Source organism: Luteimonas sp. A537, assembly GCF_054052065.1.
Genome location: NZ_JBSVRH010000004.1, coordinates 89,196 through 106,861, shown reverse-complemented (window position 1 = coordinate 106,861; position 17,666 = coordinate 89,196). Strand labels below are relative to the sequence as shown.

16 protein-coding genes are annotated in these 17,666 nt (G+C 69.2%); 9 read left to right on the top strand and 7 right to left on the bottom strand.

The genetic code is table 11. The annotated features are described in order from the left end of the window. Positions 1-13 precede the first annotated feature (13 nt). Together ygfZ and ACW7GZ_RS11250 are read left to right on the top strand one after the other, a co-directional pair. On the top strand, positions 14-973 hold the full coding sequence (gene ygfZ / locus ACW7GZ_RS11255; protein ID WP_457009253.1) for a CAF17-like 4Fe-4S cluster assembly/insertion protein YgfZ: 960 nt from the start codon (positions 14-16) through the stop codon (positions 971-973). 157 nt (positions 974-1,130) lie between these two features. Then, positions 1,131-1,625, top strand: a complete 495-nt coding sequence (locus ACW7GZ_RS11250) for an OmpA family protein (protein ID WP_457002161.1) — start codon at positions 1,131-1,133, stop codon at positions 1,623-1,625. Positions 1,626-1,892: 267 nt separating this feature from the next. Here the strand turns inward: ACW7GZ_RS11250 and ACW7GZ_RS11245 are convergent, their stop codons facing one another. The 5 genes from ACW7GZ_RS11245 to ACW7GZ_RS11225 form a co-directional block, all read right to left on the bottom strand. After that, complete coding sequence (locus tag ACW7GZ_RS11245; protein ID WP_457009251.1) at positions 1,893-4,172, bottom strand: thiamine pyrophosphate-dependent enzyme; 2,280 nt, start codon at positions 4,170-4,172, stop codon at positions 1,893-1,895. A gap of 58 nt (positions 4,173-4,230) precedes the next feature. Further along, positions 4,231-6,870 (bottom strand): DUF3857 domain-containing protein, encoded by a 2,640-nt coding sequence (locus tag ACW7GZ_RS11240; protein ID WP_457009249.1) that lies wholly within the window; start codon positions 6,868-6,870, stop codon positions 4,231-4,233. Next, a complete protein-coding gene (locus tag ACW7GZ_RS11235; protein ID WP_457009247.1) occupies positions 6,864-7,424 on the bottom strand; it encodes a GNAT family N-acetyltransferase in 561 nt (186 codons plus the stop codon). The genes ACW7GZ_RS11240 and ACW7GZ_RS11235 overlap by 7 nt, the downstream gene beginning before the upstream one ends. Before the next feature lie 64 nt (positions 7,425-7,488). Next, the gene (locus ACW7GZ_RS11230) at positions 7,489-8,658 is read right to left on the bottom strand and encodes an acyl-CoA dehydrogenase family protein (RefSeq protein ID WP_457009245.1); all 1,170 of its coding nucleotides are present in this window, start codon (positions 8,656-8,658) and stop codon (positions 7,489-7,491) included. Positions 8,659-8,874: 216 nt separating this feature from the next. Then, positions 8,875-9,693, bottom strand: a complete 819-nt coding sequence (locus tag ACW7GZ_RS11225; protein ID WP_457009243.1) for a glycine zipper 2TM domain-containing protein — start codon at positions 9,691-9,693, stop codon at positions 8,875-8,877. Positions 9,694-9,886: 193 nt separating this feature from the next. Here ACW7GZ_RS11225 and ACW7GZ_RS11220 point away from each other — a divergent pair, with 193 nt between their 5' ends. Together ACW7GZ_RS11220 and ACW7GZ_RS11215 are read left to right on the top strand one after the other, a co-directional pair. Then, positions 9,887-10,120 carry a DUF6116 family protein gene (locus ACW7GZ_RS11220; RefSeq protein WP_457002151.1) on the top strand — a complete coding sequence of 78 codons (234 nt, stop codon included), beginning with the start codon at positions 9,887-9,889 and terminating at the stop codon, positions 10,118-10,120. Positions 10,121-10,125: 5 nt separating this feature from the next. After that, on the top strand, positions 10,126-10,890 hold the full coding sequence (locus tag ACW7GZ_RS11215) for a TatD family hydrolase (RefSeq protein WP_457002150.1): 765 nt from the start codon (positions 10,126-10,128) through the stop codon (positions 10,888-10,890). A 64-nt stretch (positions 10,891-10,954) separates the two neighbouring features. Here the strand turns inward: ACW7GZ_RS11215 and ACW7GZ_RS11210 are convergent, their stop codons facing one another. After that, complete coding sequence (locus tag ACW7GZ_RS11210) at positions 10,955-11,770, bottom strand: tRNA threonylcarbamoyladenosine dehydratase (protein WP_457009241.1); 816 nt, start codon at positions 11,768-11,770, stop codon at positions 10,955-10,957. Between the two features lie 66 nt (positions 11,771-11,836). On the opposite strand from ACW7GZ_RS11210, the gene ACW7GZ_RS11205 reads away from it, so the two are divergent. The 5 genes from ACW7GZ_RS11205 (at position 11,837) to ACW7GZ_RS11185 (ending at position 16,076) form a co-directional block, all read left to right on the top strand. Further along, positions 11,837-12,325 carry a hypothetical protein gene (locus ACW7GZ_RS11205; protein ID WP_457009239.1) on the top strand — a complete coding sequence of 163 codons (489 nt, stop codon included), beginning with the start codon at positions 11,837-11,839 and terminating at the stop codon, positions 12,323-12,325. A 172-nt stretch (positions 12,326-12,497) separates the two neighbouring features. Continuing rightward, positions 12,498-12,974, top strand: coding sequence for a glycine zipper 2TM domain-containing protein (locus ACW7GZ_RS11200; RefSeq protein WP_457002146.1), 477 nt, complete (start codon positions 12,498-12,500; stop codon positions 12,972-12,974). A 75-nt stretch (positions 12,975-13,049) separates the two neighbouring features. Next, the gene (locus ACW7GZ_RS11195) at positions 13,050-13,535 is read left to right on the top strand and encodes a DUF456 domain-containing protein (protein ID WP_457002144.1); all 486 of its coding nucleotides are present in this window, start codon (positions 13,050-13,052) and stop codon (positions 13,533-13,535) included. Between the two features lie 58 nt (positions 13,536-13,593). Further along, entirely contained in the window at positions 13,594-14,712 is a 1,119-nt protein-coding gene (locus tag ACW7GZ_RS11190; protein WP_457002142.1) for a phospholipase A, read from the top strand. Positions 14,713-14,810: 98 nt separating this feature from the next. Further along, complete coding sequence (locus ACW7GZ_RS11185) at positions 14,811-16,076, top strand: phospholipase D-like domain-containing protein (protein WP_457002871.1); 1,266 nt, start codon at positions 14,811-14,813, stop codon at positions 16,074-16,076. On the opposite strand, the gene ACW7GZ_RS11180 is transcribed toward ACW7GZ_RS11185, so the two are convergent. Next, positions 16,065-17,585: a fumarate hydratase gene (locus ACW7GZ_RS11180; protein ID WP_457009237.1), complete on the bottom strand. Its 1,521-nt coding sequence runs from the start codon at positions 17,583-17,585 to the stop codon at positions 16,065-16,067. The two genes, ACW7GZ_RS11185 and ACW7GZ_RS11180, sit on opposite strands and share 12 nt — an antisense overlap. Between the last annotated feature and the right edge of the window lie 81 nt (positions 17,586-17,666).

Below are 17,666 nucleotides of genomic sequence, written 5' to 3'. Positions count from 1 at the left end.
CCCGGAGCACAGTTTGGACAAGCCAGCCGCCGCGCAGGCACCGTTTTTCGCCCTTTCCGACCATGCCCTGCTCGCGCTTGAAGGCCGCGATGCGATCGCCTTCGCGCAGGCGCAGTTCATGGGCGATCTTTCGAAGCTGGCCGACGGCCAGTGGCAATGGAGTGGCTGGCTGACGCCGAAGGGCCGGGTGCAGGCCCTGTTCGCGCTGCTGCGCGTGGGGCCGGAGACGCTGTGGCTGCTGCTGCCCGATGGTGACGCCGACGCGTTGTCCGCAGCGCTGGGGCGCTTCGTGTTCCGCAGCAAGGTGAAGCTGGGAATTCCCGGGGGGCTGTCGGTCTGCGGGGTGTTTGATGCGCCGAGCAACGTGGTTGGCGCGACCGCTGCGTCCGGCGCAATTGCAATGATCGATACCGATGGCGGCGTGGAACTCGATTTCGGCGACGGCACGACGCCGCGAACCCTGCGCATCGCGTCTGCCGGCAGCCTTGGCGAGACCGGAGCGGAGGCAGGCGATGCCGCTGCCGATGGTCCCCGCGTTGATGCCGACGCCCTCGCCCGCTGGCGCGCATTCGATATCGCGCACGGCCTGCCGCGCCCCGGCACGGCGACGCTCGAAGCCTTCACCCCGCAGCAGCTGTCGCTGGAGCGCCTGCGCGCCTACAGCGTGCACAAGGGCTGCTACCCGGGCCAGGAAATCGTGGCCCGCACGCACTTCCTCGGCCAGGCAAAGCGCGGGCTGGCCTTGTTCGGCTGCGCGATCGTGCCGGCTGCCGGTGCCTCGGTGATGGAGGGCGATCGCGCGCTCGGGACCGTGGTCGCGGCCGCCGCGGCCGGCGGCGAAGCGCCCGGCCACGCCGCGCTGGCGCTGGCGCTGGCGGTACTGCCGCTTGAGCGGGCGGAAGACGCGCCGCCGCTGCATGTTGATGGCGCCGCCCTGGCGCCGCTGTCGCTGCTGGACGGCCTGGCGCGCTGAGGGCCGGCGGCCCTGCCGCCGCCCCTCCGGAGTTCCCGAACAGCGGCTCCGGTTGCGGCACGGACACGTTCCGGCGTTATGCTCGGGCGCAGGGGGATCCGGAGCGGACGCTTGGCATGGGGCCATCGCGCCGCCCGCAACGAACCAGGGGAATCACATGTATCGCCAGTGGAAGCCGACCTTGGCCGCGCTCGCGGCCACCTGCCTGATCGCAGCCTGCGCGACTGCGCCGGAGCCCGCACCAGCAACGCCGGAGCCGCCACCGCCGCCGGCCTCGTTCAACCACACGCTGTCCGGCGATGCGCTGTTCGCGTTCGGCAAGGCCAGCGTGGAGAACCTGAGCGATGCGGGGCGCGCGGAGCTCGATGATCTGGCGGCGCGGGTATTTGCCACGTCCGGCATCGAGGCGGTGCATGTGATCGGCCACAGCGATCGCATCGGCAGGGACACGGCCAACGTGGAGCTGTCGCGCAAGCGCGCGGCGGCGGTGCGGGATCATCTGATTGCCGCGGGTGTGCCGGGTGAGCTGGTTACGGCGGTGGGGCGTGGCAGTGTGGAGCCCGTGGCCGACTGTGATGATGTGAAGGGGCAGGCTTTGATTGACTGTCTTGCGCCAAACCGTCGGGTTGAGGTACGGGTCGTCGCGCCTTAAGGCTTGGCGGGGGCGGAGGATGGGCGGGTACTCCGCCGGCGTCGCGCCTTTGATTTTCCGGCGGGCCGCGGGAAGGCGCTGCAAGGCGGGTTGGGGGGTGCGGAGTGGGCATAAAGGCCCGCGCAGCGGGACAGCCCACGGAGTACCCACCGACCTGCCGTACCGCGCGCCTTCGGCGAGACGTCGCAACATGTAGCCGGTCGCAGCTATAGCTGCTCCTACAGGTGGTTGCGGGTCGGGTGGCCGCGAGGTCGGGTGGTTGCGCGGTCAGGTGGCGGCGAGGCGGTCGGCGGCGGCGACGATTTCTTCTTCGGACGGGATCACCAGGAAGGCGGCGCCGGCCAGCGGGGTGAAGGTGTCGGCGCCGGTCACGCGCAGGAAGGGGCGCGCGGCGAAGCCGCCCTCCACGATCGCGGTCACGACGCCCTCGCCCACGCCGGCGCTGCGGCGGCCTTCGTCGACGATCAGCATGCGGGTCGCGCTCGCGGCCTGGTCGCGGATGAAGTCCTCGTTGAGCGGCACCAGCCAGCGCAGGTCGACCACGCGCACCTTCCAGCCGTGCTTCGCCTCGATCGCGCGTGCGGCGCGCAGGCTCATCGGCACGCCGTTGCCGTAGCTGAAGATCACCAGATCCTCGTGGTCCTCGTCGTAGACGCGGCCTTCGCCAAGCTCCATCGACTCGCCGGGGGCCGGGAACTCCGTCAGCCAGCCGCCGTCGCCAGGCTCGTGCAGGTCCTTGGTCATGTACAGCGCGATCGGCTCGAGGAAAGCGCAGACGCGACCGTCGACCTTGGCCAGCGCCATCATCGTGCGCAGCATGGTGGCCGCGTCGTCGCCGCGGCTGGGGCAGCCGACCACCAGGCCCGGGATGTCGCGCAGCGCGGTGATCGAGTTGTCGTTGTGGAAATGCCCGCCGAAGCCGCGCTGGTAGCCGAGCGAGGCGATGCGCATCACCATCGGGTTGCGGTACTGGCCGTTCGAGAAGAACTGCAGTGACGCCGCCTCGCCGCGGATCTGGTCGCAGGCGTTGTGGAAATAGGCCAGGTACTGGATCTCCGGCATCGGCAGCAGGCCCATGTTGGCGTAGCCCTGGGCGAGGCCGAGGATCACGGTTTCGTCCAGCAGGGTGTTGAACACACGGCGCGCGCCGAAGGACTTCTGCAGGCCCTTGGTGACGGTGTAGACGCCGCCCTTCTGGGCCACGTCCTCGCCGAACAGCAGGGCTTCGGGGTACTTGGCGAACAGGTCGTGCAGTGCCTGGTTGATCTGGATCGCGAGGTGCTTCGGCGGCTGGTTCTCGGGCAGCTTGGCTTCGCTGCCGAACACTTCAAGGCGGCGCTCGTCGTAATCGGTGCGCCCGGCCTCGGCGGCCACTGCGTCGGGCGTGTAGGGAGCCAGCGGCGCCATCACGTCTTCGAGATTGTCCAGGCGCGGGCGGCTGTCGGCGTCCTCGGCGGCGGCGAAGCACTTCGCGCGCGTGGCCTCGTACAGGTCGATGACGTCGTCCTTCGACATCAGTCCGGACTCGAGCGCGATCGCGGCCGAACGCAGCAGCGGATCGGTGGCTTCGACCGCGCACAGCTCTTCGATCGAGCGCCATTCGATCTCGAAATCGGTGCCGGCGTGACCCATGATCCGGGTGGTGCGCAGGTGCAGGAAGGTGGGGCGACGGGTGCGGCGGCAATGGTCGACGGCGCGCTGCACGTCGCCGTAGCCGGTGGCCAGGTCCTGGCCGTCGGCGGTGAAATAGTCCAGGTCCGGGCGCTGCGCGAAGTTGCGCGCGATCCAGCCGTCGGGCGTCTTCACCGAGATGCCGATGCCGTTGTCCTCGCACACGAACAGCACCGGTGCCGGCAGCTTCTGGTAGGCGGTCCAGGCGGCGGCGTTGAACGCGGTCTGCGCGGTGGCGTGGTTGCTGGATGCGTCGCCGAACGAGCAGATGGCGATGCTGTCGCCCGGCACCGGCAGCGGATGGCCGATGCGCCTGCCCTGCTCGATCGCGACCGCGGTGCCCAGGGCCTTTGGCAGGTGCGATGCGATGGTGGACGTCTGCGGCAGCACCCACAGCGGCTTGCTGCCCCACACCTTGTGGCGACCGCCCGAGGCCGGATCGTCCTTTGACGCCGCGAACGACAGCGCCGAATCCATCACCGGATCCATGCCCGGCAGCTTGCGGAAACGCTCGGCCATGAAGGCGCCGGAGCGGTAGTGCAGGAAGGCGGGATCGGTGTGGCGCGTCGCGCGCGCCACCATCGCGTTGCCTTCGTGGCCGCTCGATCCGATGGTGTAGAAGACCTTGTTCTGTACCCGCAGCACGCGCGCCATCAGGTCCAGGTGGCGGCTGACCAGCTGCGATTCGAACAGCTCCATGAAGCCGGTGGCGTCGAGCGCGCTGCCGGGCAGGATGGCGTCGTCGGCGCCGGGCGCACGGCCGTTGCCACCCTCCCAGCCGCGCACGAATTCGCTGAAATTGACGTCGCAGATCTCGGCGCGGTTGAGGCCGCGCATGCGGGCGGGGATCGGGGACGGAACGCTGGAACTGGTCATGGCTTGCGATGCTCCGGACGGGGCTTGCAGGAAGGCTGGGATCGATGGGGGGACGGGATCACAGCCCCCCGCCCCCGGAAAAATAGACGACGGCGGCCACCAGTCCCACGACCAGCACCAGGCCGACCAGGAACAGGAAGGACAGCACGAACGCGCCAAGCGTCTTGGCGCGCCCGGTGGATGCCGCCACCGCGCTTGCATTGATGCTGGTCACCATGCTCCAGCACACGCCGGTGAACACCAGCAGCACTGCGAGCAGGACGCCGGGGACGTCGGACGGCTGCATTTCATGGCCGTCGGCAAAGGCCTGGATCCGGCCGCCGAGCGCCATGCCGGCAAGGAGCAGGAACAGCAGGTAGGGCACGCAGGCCCAGGCGGCGGCCAACAGCAGGTTGCCGAAGCCTGCGCGCACCGAAAGCAGGCGCAGGCAGCCCATCAGCAACAGGGTGTAGAGCGGGAACCAGACCAGCGACGCCACGAGGCTGGCGATCGCCAGGACCAGGTTGCCGCCGCGGGACTCGCCGACGAAATCGGGCGCCGCGCCCAGCACCGCGGTCAACGCGATCAGCGCCAGCGCCGGCCACCAGGCACGGGGGCGTTCCAGCAGCGTCGCCATCGTCGGCCTTGGCGCGAACAGCATTCCCGACAGCCGGTCCCTGCGCCTGCGCCTCCAGGCCAGGCCAAGCAGCGCGGCCAGGACGACGGTTGCCGCCGCCGGCCAGGCCCAGTCCGCGGCACGGGCCGAAAAAATGGCCGGCGTTGCGTCCAGGTCGACCCGGTATGCCAGCAGGTCCCTGGCGCTCTCCATGTCACTGCGGAAGCGTGCGTAGTCCGCGGCCGGGACTTCGTCGGCGTGGCGGCGCCAGCTGCCGGAGACGACCAGGTCTTCGCCTTCCACTCCGACCCGTCGCTCGAACGAGAACCAGGGGTTCTCGACCAGATCCACCCCGGGCGTGATGGACCAGCCGCGCGCATAGTCGACGCGGATCGTGTGCGTTGCGTACTGCGGCCCCGCGAGCAGGCGCGGCGCTGTCCTGGCGCGCTGTGGCAGCGTCGGCAACCAGTCGCCAAGCTGGAACAGGACGATGCCGAAGGCCTGCCCTTCCCGCTCCATGTTCCAGTCCAGGCGGTAGCCCTCGACCGTGCGCATCACGCCCGGCGCCGGCGGCTCGGCGGCATCGGGCCGGCCGGCGGCGGCGATGCCGTCGTAGAACGAGCGCATGTAGGACAGATAGCGTTCACCGATATCGCCGCGCGCGCTGTCCTCGTACTGGACGCGCCGGTCCTCGGCCTCGCCGCGGCGGTAGTCGGTCACGACGCCGAACAGGGCCCGCGCATCGCCACCCGAAGCGTCCAGGCGGATGCGCTGGGTGACTTCGACATCCGGAAGCGCGGGCACCGGCGCCGGAATTTCCACCAGCCCGCCGCTGCTGTACACCGGCAGGCCGTAGCGGAACGGCAGCGGCTCGCGCTCGCCGAGCGGCGCGCGTTCGCGGCTGCGCGTGGCGTCGATCCAGACGTCGCCATCGTCGGTGCGCGCGCGCACCACCACGTGGTCGAAGGCCAGCGGGCTGGGCAGGCGCCGGGCGACGGCGCTGCGCGCATGGGTGTTGACCAGCACGGGCTCGGCCTCGATGCCGGCTTCGGCCAGCAGCGACACCAGCAGCGAGGACTTGTCCTTGCAGTCGCCGAAGCGGCGCTCGAGCGTGGTCTCGGGCGGGCTGGGCGCGTGGGAATGGCTGCCCATGTCGATCGCGGTGTAGCGGACCTCGCCCTGCACGAAGGCGATCGCGCGCTCCATCGAGCCCATCGGATCGGCCGCATCCAGCTGCAGCTTCGCGGCCAGCTCCTGCGCCAGCGCGCGGTCCCGCAGCCGCGCGGGATACAGCGGCTTCGCCCAGGCGGCGACCGCGGACCAGTCCTCCAGGGTGGACACGCGCAGGCGCCCGAAGCCGTCGTGCCACTGCGGCGTATCGTCGTCCTCGACGATGCGCGGCAGGTCGGAGGCCCGGAATTCCAGGCTGCGGTAGCCGTCGCCACCGCCCTGCGCGACGCTGTATCCGGGCCTGTCGACGCGGTGGTTCAGGGTGACATCCGGCCGGTGCAGGAAGCGCACGCGGCGCTCGGCCAGCGCGACGCCGTAGCCCGCCGCATAGGTGTCGTGGTACTCGCTGCCGAAGATCGGGTTGGCGCCGGTGACGCTGAAGCGGTAATCGATCCGGTCGTCCACGCGCACGTCCGGCACCGTGACCTGGACCGTCAGGCGGCCGTCGAGGATCCCGGACTCCATGTCCGATTCGCGGCGTAGCACCTGGATGTCGGCGCGCTGCCGGCGGTCGATGCGCTCGCCATCGCGCAGCAGTTCGATCGCGTGGATCTCCACGCGCTGGTACAGCGGCTGGAAGTCGATCGACAGGCGCGCCGCGTCCGCAAGCCCGCGCTCGCTGATGACGCGCTCGACCAGGCGCCTGTGCCAGACCGGCTCCGCGCCCAGCAGGTTGACCTGGTCGTCGACCAGCAGGTAGCGGACATCGTCGGCGACCGGTGCGGTGCCGGCGTCACCACGAACCGGCTGCAGCTCGATCCAGTCCGGGTCCGGCGCGATGCTGTGCTGCGTGGCGCCCTGCACCGGCGCGACGAACAGCGCGATGGCCAGGGCGAACAGGCAGGCCGCAAGGGTCCCGCGATGCTTCAGCACGATGCCTGCTGCCCCCGCGGGCGTGCCTGCCACTCGTCGCGAGTCTGGCCCCAGACCTCGACCGCTGCGTCCTCGTGGGGCGCAGGCAGCCGCCCGGGCCCCTTCAGGGTCGACCCGAGGCGCTTGGCCACCTGCTGCGACGCAAGGTTCTCCGACGCGATGCAGTGGATGAAGTCGTTCCAGCCGAGGTTCGCCAGCGCCCAGTCGATCGCGGCGGTCGCGGCTTCGGTGGCGTAGCCCCTGCCCCAGGCATCAGGATGGAAGGAATAGCCGATCTCGTTGCCCGGCCAGCCCTCGGGCTTCCACGGCCCGGCCTGGCCAAGCCAGACGCCGCTGTCCCTGTCGATGATCGAGAACATGCCGAAGCCCTGCAGCATCCACGCACCGGGCTGCTGCAGGAACCTGCGCCAGGCCGCGGCGCGCGGGGCATGGCCGCCAATGTGGCGCGCGGCCTGCTCGTCGCCGATCAGCTCGGCGAAGCGGTCGAAGTCTTCGAACCGCGGCACGCGCAGGACGAGGCGTTGGGTTTCGAGTCGGATATCGGCCTGGGACATGGCGGATCTACCTGTGGCGCTTGGACCGATGAGGCGCCGAGGGTACGGCGCCCCGGATGGCGATTCAGCCGCCGAAGGCGTTGATGCCCGTCAACTCGCGGCCGACCACCAACTGGTGCACGGTCTCGGTGCCTTCATAGGTGATCACCGATTCCAGGTTGAGCGCGTGGCGGATCGGGCAGTGCTCGGTGGTGATGCCGGCGCCGCCAAGCAGGTCGCGTGCCTCGCGGGCGATGTCGATGGCCATGCGGCAGTTGTTCCACTTGGCCACGCTCACCTGCGTGGGCTGCATCTTGCCGGCGTCCTTCAGGCGGCCGAGCTGCAGGCTCAGAAGCTGCGCGCTGGTGATGCGGCGGGCCCAGTCGGCCATCTTGAGCTGCGCACTCTGCGTTGCCGCCACCGGGCGGCCGAACAGGATGCGTTCCTTGCTGTAGTTGAGCGCTTCGTCCAGGCAGGCGATGGCCGCACCGATCGGGCCCCAGGTGATGCCGTAGCGGGCCTGGGTCAGGCAGCCCAACGGGCCCTTCAGGCCCTTCACGTTCGGCAGCCGGTTGGCTTCGGGCACGCGCACGCCGTCGAAGAACAGCGCGCTGGTCACCGATGCGCGCAGGCTCATCTTGTGCTTGACCTCCTGCGCCTTGAAGCCGGCGAAGTCCTTCTCGACCACGAAACCCTGGATGCCATCATCGGTCTGCGCCCAGACAATCGCGATGTCGGCCACGTTGCCGTTGGTGATCCACATCTTGGAGCCGTTGATGATCCAGTCATCGCCGTCGCGCTTGGCGTGGGTTTTCATGTTGGCGGGATCGGAGCCGCCGTGCGCCTCGGTCAGGCCGAAGCAGCCGATGACCTTGCCGGCGGCCATGTCGGGCAGCCAGCGCTTCTTCTGCTCTTCGGTGCCGTAGGCGAAGATCGGGTACATGCACAGCGAGGACTGAACGCTGGCAAAGCTGCGGATGCCGGAATCGCCGCGCTCCAGCTCCTGGCAGATCAGGCCGTAGCTGACGTAGTTGAGCTCGGAGCCGCCGTATTCGGCCGGAAGCGTGGCGCCCAGCAGGCCGAGGCCTGCGATCTCGGGGATGAGTTCCTTCGGGAAACGGCCTTCGTCGAAGCATTCGCCGATGATCGGCAGCACGCGCTCGTCGGTGAAGCGGGCGACGGTGTCCTGCACCGCGCGCTCCTCTTCGCTGAGCAGGGAGCGGACGTCGTAAAGGTCGTACGGATTCAGGGCCATGCAAGCGCTACCGGTGGGCGGGAAACCCCGCATTGTAGCGGCGGCCGGGCAGCCTGGGGGCCGCGCGCTGTTGTGGGAGCGGCTATAGCCGCGACCGGGCCGCGGCAGGATCATTCGCGGCTATGGCCGCTCCCGCAAAGGGCAATGGGCCAGAAACAGGATGGCCGCGACCCGGGTGGGGGTGCGGCCATCGTTGCATTACCAGCTGCGGGCGGATCAGCCGCGGCCGGGGCCGTTGTCCAGGGCAGCGACCTGGGTCACGACCTGGCCATCGATCACCGGCAGGCGATCGCCGGGGCGCTCGTCCATGCGGATGCTGCGCTCGACGCCGTCATAGCTGTAGGTGACGTCGTAGCCGACGGTCACGTCGGTATCGCCCAGGGCGATGCGGTTGCCGGGCTTGCTGTCGGTGCGCATGGTGCCGGTGGTGCCGTCCGGGTTGCGGTAGGTCACCGTGTAGGCGACCACGCGCGAGGACTGCGAGCTGTCCTGCACCGTGTGGCACTGGCGGTCGATGCGCTCGACCACCTGGCCACCAACGTGGCGGCGATCGACCTCGCGGCCGGCGAATCCGCCGCCCACCGCGCCGGCGACCGTGGCCAGCTTGCGGCCGTTGCCGCCGCCGACCTGGTTGCCGACCAGGCCGCCGATGACCGCGCCGGCCACGGTGCCGCCGACGTTGCCGTCGCGCTCCGGCAGACGCTCCTGCACCACGACGTCGTTGCAGACCTCGCGCGGGCTGTTGCTGGTGGTGGTTTCACGGATGGCCTCGGAGCCGATCACGGTGGCGTACTGGGCCTCGCGCTCGGTCACCGGCTCGATGGCGAGCACGCGGGCGTATTCGAGGCGGCCATCGGCCGGGATCGCAGCGTCGTCGCCGAAGCCCAGGGCGCCATTCCCGTTGGAATCGACCAGGCCCGCGGCCGGCGCGATGTCGGCTCGCGGCGCATCGTCGCGGTTGCCCTGGAACGCGGCGACGGCGACGCCGCCGACCAGCAGCGAGGCAAGGGCGATGGCAAGCGTGTTGTTCTTCATATCGGGCTCCTCGGGGGCGAAAGCGCCGGTTGTCGGGGGTATGGCCATGAAATGGATCTGGCGTAACGGGATTCCAACATTCGCCGCCTGAACCTTTGCGGAGCCAGCGGCGCGGGACTGCACGAGGCGTGAACCCGTGCCCACTCCGCTGCGTGCTAGCGTGCCGTCCTCGTGTCCACCGAGGCCGAAGACCGTGCCCAATCCCCTCCTTGTCGCCCCACTGCTGCGCTGGCTCGGGCGCCTGAGCTATCCCAAGCTGTTCGTGGTGGCTGCGGCCCTGTTCGTGCTCAACCTGTTCGTGCCCGACCCCCTGCCCTTCATCGACGAACTGCTGATGGGCATGGGCGTGCTGCTGATCTCGCGGCGCAAGCGCAAGGGCGCGCCGCCGCAGGGCCGGGTAATCGACGGCGAAGCCCGCCGCGGCTGAGCGCGATGCTGGTCGATTCGCACTGCCATCTGGATGCCGCCGAGTTCGATCGTGACCGCGGCGAGATCGTGGCCCGGGCCCGCGCCGCGGGCGTGGCCATGCAGGTACTGCCCGCCACGCACGCCGACGAATGGCCCGCCCTGCGCGAGGCCGCGGCCGCGGATTCCGGCCTCCACGCCGCCTATGGCCTGCACCCGACCTTCCTCGAACACCATCGTGACGCCCACCTGCCGCTGCTGCGCGAGTGGATCGAACGCGAGCGTCCGGTGGCGGTGGGCGAATGCGGCCTGGACTTCTACATCGAAGGCCTGGATCCCGCCGCCCAGGCCACCTTCTTCGAGGCCCAGCTGCGCATCGCGCGCGACGCCGACCTGCCGCTGATCGTCCACGCCCGGCGCGCGGTGGACCAGGTGACCGCCGCGATCCGCCGCATCGGTGGCCTGCGCGGCGTGGTGCACAGCTTTTCCGGAAGCAGGCAGCAGGCGGAGAAGCTGTGGGAACTGGGCTTCATGCTGGGGCTGGGCGGGCCGGTCACCTACGAGCGCGCCAACCGCCTACGCACGCTGGCCGCGACCATGCCACTGGAGCACCTGCTGCTGGAAACCGATGCTCCGGACCAGCCCGATTCCTGCATCCGCGGCCAGCGCAACGAACCGGCGCGGTTGACCGTAGTCTGCGAGACGATCGCGCAGCTGCGCGGCGTGCCGGCGGCGGAGGTGGCCGCGGCGACGACGGCGAATGCACGGCGCTTGTTCGGGCTGCCGGGGTGAATGGCGGGACCGGATCGCGGCTATAGCCGCTCCCACATCAGGGCGTTGGTGAGTCGCTCCCACATCAGGGCATTGGCGCGGTTTCCCGCACGGGTGCGCGCGCCAGCAGCATCTCCAGCGCCTTGCCGGCGGCCGCGAACGCGAACGCGCCGGTGATGTGCGTGGCGGCGCCCAGCCCGCCGCCGCAGTCGAGCTTGAAGCCGTCCTCGCCGCCGACCCGTGGCCGCAGTCCGCAGACGCTGCCGTCGGCCTGCGGGTAGCGCACGTTCTCGAGCGAATACACCGCCGGCACACTGAAGTAGCGCTTGGGGCCCGTGGGGAAGTTGAACTCGGCGCGCAGCTTCTTGCGGACCAGGGCCAGCATCGCGTCGTGCTCGGTCTTCGACAGGTCGCGCACGCGCACCAGCGTCGGATCCACGCGCCCGCCGGCGGAGCCCACGGCCACCAGCGGCAGCTTGCGGCGCCGGCACCAGGCGATCATCTCGACCTTGCTGCGGAAGCTGTCGCAGGCATCGACCACCAGGTCGTAGCCGCGGTCCAGCAGCTGGTCCAGGTTCGACGGGGTCAGGAAGCTGGGCACCGCGTGCACCACCATCGCGGGGTTGATCGCGCGGCAGCGCTCGGCCATGGCCTCGACCTTGGCGCGGCCGTACTGGCCCGCGAGCGCCGGCAGCTGGCGGTTGGTGTTGGACACGCAGAGATCATCGGCATCGACCAGGGTGAGCGTGCCGACCGCGCTGCGCGCCAGCGCCTCGGCCACCCACGAGCCCACGCCGCCCAGCCCCACCACCGCGACGTGGCAGGCGGCGAAGCGTTCCATCGCGCCGCGTCCGTAAAGGCGGTCGATGCCGGCGAAGCGTTCGGTCCAGGTCGTGTCCATGGCGGCATTTTAGCGACCCCGCCGCATACAATCCCCCTTTTCGCCACGCCCACCTGGAGCCAGTACATGTCGACGCCGAAGCCGCAAGCCACGCCGAGCAACCCGTCCACGCCGCGCCCGCCGCGCAAGGCACCTTCGGCCGCGAGCCGCTACCTGTTCGTGTTCCTGCTGGGACTGGTGATCGGCGTGGTGGTGGTCGTGATGCTGATGCGCACGCTCGAGGCCCGCAAGGGCTGGCAGGACCACTATCCGCACGCGGCGATGCAGCTGATGTCGGCGCACAGCGCACAGCTGCGCCAGAAGCTCGACGCCAACCGCTGCGCCGCCACCGACGTGCTGCCGCACCTGCAGGCCATGCGCACGCTCGGCAATGATCTCGACCCGGCCTTCCCCGATCTGCGCGACAACACCCGCTTCGCCGCGCACACCGGCAGCTTCCGCGCCACGCTGGACAAGGCGCTCGCCTCGCCGCCGCTGAACTGTGCCGGCCTGAAGAGCACGCTCGAGGACGTCGGCGGCGACTGCAAGTCCTGCCACACCGACTTCCGGGGCTGAGGGCGGCGGCACAGGCAGGCGGCGCCGTCGCCGGCGCCTGCCTGTGCATGAACGATTCCTGCACGACCCGGGGCCAAACGCCCCGATGCCGCCGCGATTGATTGGCTGTTCACATCCAGCCACCTAACGTCGGCACCAAGGCATCCCTTCCCGTGCCGTGCAGGAGTCCGCAATGAAGATCCGCCTCATCAGCGCCAGCGCGATGATCGCCGCAGCCACCCTGGTGGGCTGCGCAAGCACCAGCCCCGGATACTCGGGCGGCGGCTATGACAGCGGCTACGGCAATACCTCCAGGGCCTGCGACACCTGCGGCGTGGTCACCCGGATCGACCATCGTGCACGCGCATCCAATACCCCCAACGCCACGGGTGCCGTCCTCGGCGGCATCGTGGGCGCGGTAGCCGCGCGCGAGATCACCCAGCGCAATACCGACAGCGATGGCCGCGCCAACACCGCGACCGTGGCCGGCGCAGTGGGTGGCGCGGTTGCCGGCAACGCGATCCAGAACCGCGTGCAGGGACAGTCGGTCTACGACGTCCACGTGCGCCTGGACAACGGCCGCATGACGGTGGTGACGCAGAACGACCTCGGCGGCATCCGCGAGGGTTCGTACGTGAACGTTGCCAACGGCCGCGCCAGCGTCCGCTGAGCGGAACTCCAGACTCTCTCCCTCTTGTTTTTACGGCCCGCCCTGCGGGCCGTCTTTTTGCGGCAGACTGACGCGATGGACCTCCAGCACCTCTACTACGCCATCGCCGCAGTGCTGGTCCTGGTCGGCATCGCCGGCACCATCCTCCCCGCCCTGCCCGGCCTGCCGCTGGTCTTCGCCGGCATGGTGCTGGGCGCCTGGGCTGGCGGCTTCGAATACATCGGCGTCCCGATGCTGGTGGTGCTCGGGCTGCTGACAGTCTTTTCCCTCGCGGTCGACTTCTGGGCCACCGCGCTGGGGGCGCGCCGCGTCGGCGCCAGCGGCAAGGCGGTCGCGGGCGCGGTGATCGGTACCTTCGTCGGCATCTTCTTCGGCCCGATCGGCCTGTTCGCGGGCCCGTTCGTCGGCGCACTGGCGGGCGAACTGATGCATGGCCGCGGCGTGGCCCAGGCCACGCGCGTGGGTGTCGGCACGTGGCTCGGCATCGTCTTCGGCACCGTGCTCAAGCTGGCGCTTGCATTCACGATGATCGGGCTGTTCGTGCTGGCGTGGATTTTCTGAGCCGACGGCAGACTGCGCGCTAGACTGCACCCCACCCTGATCGCGAAGCCCCGACGCCATGGAACGACGCCCGACGGCCCTGCTGCCCCTGCTCTGCATGCTCCCGTTCACCGTCGCCGCACAGGTCGCGGACCCCGCGCCGCTGCCCGGCCTCCAGGCCTGCGTGGCGATGGAAATCGCCGCCGAACGCCTGGCCTGCTACGACCAGGTCGCCGAGCGCAAGTTGCCGGGACCCGAGCAGGCCGATGCAGCGGCCGCGCAGGCACGCAGTGAAGTCCGCGAGGCCGGGCGAAGCCGCGACGGCGACACCAGCAGCGACCTGTTTCCCCACGACGACGATCCGCGCCGCGCCCTGGCCAACGCCGGCCGCGGCTCCCTGCTCGACAGCCGCTGGGAGCTTGCGCGCGACTCCAAGCTCGGCACATTCAACATGCGCGCCTACAAGCCGGTGTACCTCCTGCCCGCGTTCTGGAGCAGCAATCCCAACACCAGCCCGACCTCCTCGGCCGACGGCCAGGAGCTGCAGATGGATGGCATCGACAGCATCGAGACCAAGTTCCAGATCAGCTTCAAGACCAAGGCCGTCGAGAACCTGTTCGGCGACAACGGCGACATCTGGATGGGCTATACCCAGAGCTCGCACTGGCAGGTCTACAACAGCGACAACTCCCGCCCCTTCCGCGAGACCAACTACGAGCCGGAAGTGCTGCTGGTGTTCCGCAACAACTACAGCATCGGCGGCTGGAAGGGGCGCATGGCAGCGGTCGGCATCAACCACCAGTCCAACGGCCGCAGCGACCCCTTCTCGCGCAGCTGGAACCGCATCATGTTCAACGTCGGCCTGGACCGCGAGGACTGGGCGGTCACCTTCCGCCCCTGGATCCGCATCTCCGACGGCAGCGACGATGACAACCCCGGCATGGAGGACTACATGGGCCGGGGCGACGTCACCGTGGTGCACACCCGCGGCGACCAGACCTTCGCGCTGATGGCCCGGCACTCGCTGCGCAGCGGCGACCGTTCGAACGGCGCGCTGCAATTCGACTGGGGCTTCCCGATCAGCAGCCACCTGCACGGCCACATGCAGCTGTTCAGCGGCTACGGCGAGAGCATGCTCGACTACGACCACAAGGCCACCTACGTCGGCTTCGGGATCTCCGTGCTCGACTGGTTCTGAGCTTCACGCGTCGCTGAATGCGCCGGTCGCACAGTGGCGGTACCGGCGCATGCACGCCGAGGAATCCGATGAGCCTCAAGAACTGGAGTCGAAAGCACATGGCCTGGACCCTTGTCCTGACCGTCGTCATCACGGTGCTTGCCGTGGTGCTGGCGATGAACTTCGCCACCCCGGAAAAAAAGATCGAACGCAAGATCGCGCACCGGCATGCGATCAGCGATCCGCAGTTCCGGCGCGAGATGTCGGTCCTGCTCGGGCCGGCAATCCTGCCCGGCAACCAGGTGACCGACTACGAGAACGGCGACGAGATCTTCCCGGCGATGCTGGAGGCGATCGCCTCGGCGCAGGAAACCATCACCTTCGAAACCTACATCTACTGGTCGGGCGACATCGGCCAGCGCTTCGCCGACGCGCTGAGCGAGCGCGCGCGCGCAGGCGTGGCGGTGCACCTGCTGGTGGACTGGGTCGGCAGTATCAAGATGGATGACGAGATGCTGGACCAGATGAAGGAAGACGGCGTGGAAGTGGAGCGCTACCGTCCGTTGCACTGGTACAACCTGGGACGCATGAACAACCGCACCCACCGCAAGCTTCTGGTGATCGACGGCAAGGTGGGTTTCACCGGCGGCGTGGGCATCGCCGACCAGTGGACCGGGCATGCGCAGGACCCGGACCATTGGCGCGAAGCGCACTTCCGCATCGAGGGCCCGGCGGTTGCGCAGATGCAATCCGCCTTCAACGACAACTGGATCAAGACCACCGGCACCCTGCTCAACGGTCCAGCGTATTTCCCGGAGCTCGAGCCGGCAGGCGACATGGCCGCCCACCTGTTCATCGCATCACCGGCCGGGGGCAGCGAAAGCATGCACCTGATGTACCTGAGCGCGATCGCCGCGGCCGAGCATACGATCGACCTCACCGCCTCCTACTTCGTGCCCGACGAACTGATCGACAAGGCGCTGATCGCGGCCCGCAAGCGCGGCGTCCGGGTACGCGTGCTGCTGCCGGGCGAGCACATCGATTCGGAAGCGGTGCGCCTGTCGTCCAAGGCAGGCTGGGGCGAGTTGCTGAAGGCGGGCATCGAGATCCACGAATACCAGCCGACGATGCTGCACGTGAAGCTGCTGATCGTGGACGGCGAGCTGGTGTCGCTGGGTTCGACGAACTTCGACATCCGCTCGTTCCGGCTCAATGATGAGGCGAGCCTCAACGTCTACGACCGCGCGTTTGCGGCGCGGATGACGGAAGTGTTCGAAAAGGACATGGAGGACGCGAAGCAGTACTCGTACGAGATGTGGGAGCAGCGACCTTTGCGCGAGAAGTTCGCCGAGAAGATCATCCGGCCGATCCGGTCACAGCTTTAGGCTCAGCGGAATCTTCCCGATCCGCGACTGCCACTCGCGCGGCCCCGTCTCGTGCACCGACTCGCCGGTGGAGTCCACCGCCACGGTCACCGGCATGTCCTGCACCGTGAACTCGTAGATCGCCTCCATCCCGAGATCCTCGAAAGCCAGCACGCGGGCCGCCTTGATCGCCTTGGAAACAAGATAGGCCGAGCCACCGACCGCCATCAGGTAGGCGGACTTGTGCTTGCGGATCGCCTCGATCGCGGCCGGACCGCGCTCGGCCTTGCCGACCATGCCCAGCAGGCCGGTCTGCGACAGGATCTGCTCGGTGAACTTGTCCATGCGCGTGGCCGTGGTCGGGCCCGCCGGGCCGACGACCTCGCCCGCGACCGGATCCACCGGACCGACGTAGTAGATGAAGCGGCCGGCGAGGTCCACCGGAAGCGCTTCGCCGCGGTCGAGCATCCCGACCATGCGCTTGTGCGCCGCGTCGCGGCCGGTCAGCAGGCGGCCGTTGAGCAGCAGCGTCTCGCCCGGCTTCCATGAAGCGACTTCCGCCGGGGTCACGGTGTCGAGATCGACCCGGCGGCCCTTGGAGGCGTCGTACGTGATCTGCGGCCAGTCCTCAAGCGACGGCGGATCCAGCATCACCGGGCCGCTGCCGTCGAGGGTGAAGTGCGCGTGCCGCGTGGCCGCGCAGTTCGGGATCATCGCCACCGGCAGGTTGGCAGCGTGGGTCGGATAGTCCTTGATCTTGACGTCGAGCACCGTGGTCAGGCCACCCAGGCCCTGGGCGCCGATGCCGAGCGCATTGACGCCGTCGAAGATCTCCAGGCGCATCACTTCCAGGCGGTTGGACGCCCCGCGGGCCTTCAGGTCGACGATGTCGATCGGCTCCATCAGCGCTTCCTTGGCCAGCAGCATCGCCTTCTCGGCGGTGCCGCCGATGCCGATGCCGAGCATGCCCGGCGGGCACCACCCGGCGCCCATGGTCGGCACCATCTTCAGCACCCAGTCGACGACGGAGTCCGACGGATTGAGCATGGCGAACTTCGCCTTCGCCTCCGAGCCACCGCCCTTGGCGGCGACGATCACGTCGACCTTGCCGCCCGGGACCACCTTGAAGTTGATGATCGCAGGCGTGTTGTCACCGGTGTTGCGGCGGGCGCCGGCAGGATCGGCCAGCACGCTGGCGCGCAGCTTGTTCTCGGGCAGGCGATAGGCACGACGCACGCCTTCGTTGGCCATCTCTTCGACGCCCATGGTGGCGTCGGGCCAGCGCACGTCCATGCCGATCTCGAGGAACACGGTGACGATGCCGGTGTCCTGGCAGATCGGGCGGTGCCCTTCGGCGCACATGCGCGAGTTGATCAGGATCTGCGCCATGGCGTCCTTGGCCGCCGGCGACTCCTCGCGCTCGTACGCTGCGGCGAGGTTCCGGATGTAGTCCACCGGGTGATAGTAGCTGATGTACTGCAGGGCGTCGGCGACGCTCTGGATGAAGTCTTCCTGGCGGATCTCGGTCACGGCGGGCTCTTGGACTGCGGGCTCAGGCGCCCATTTTACGCCGCCGCGGCGGCAAGGCTTAAACCCTTTGCCGCGACGCTG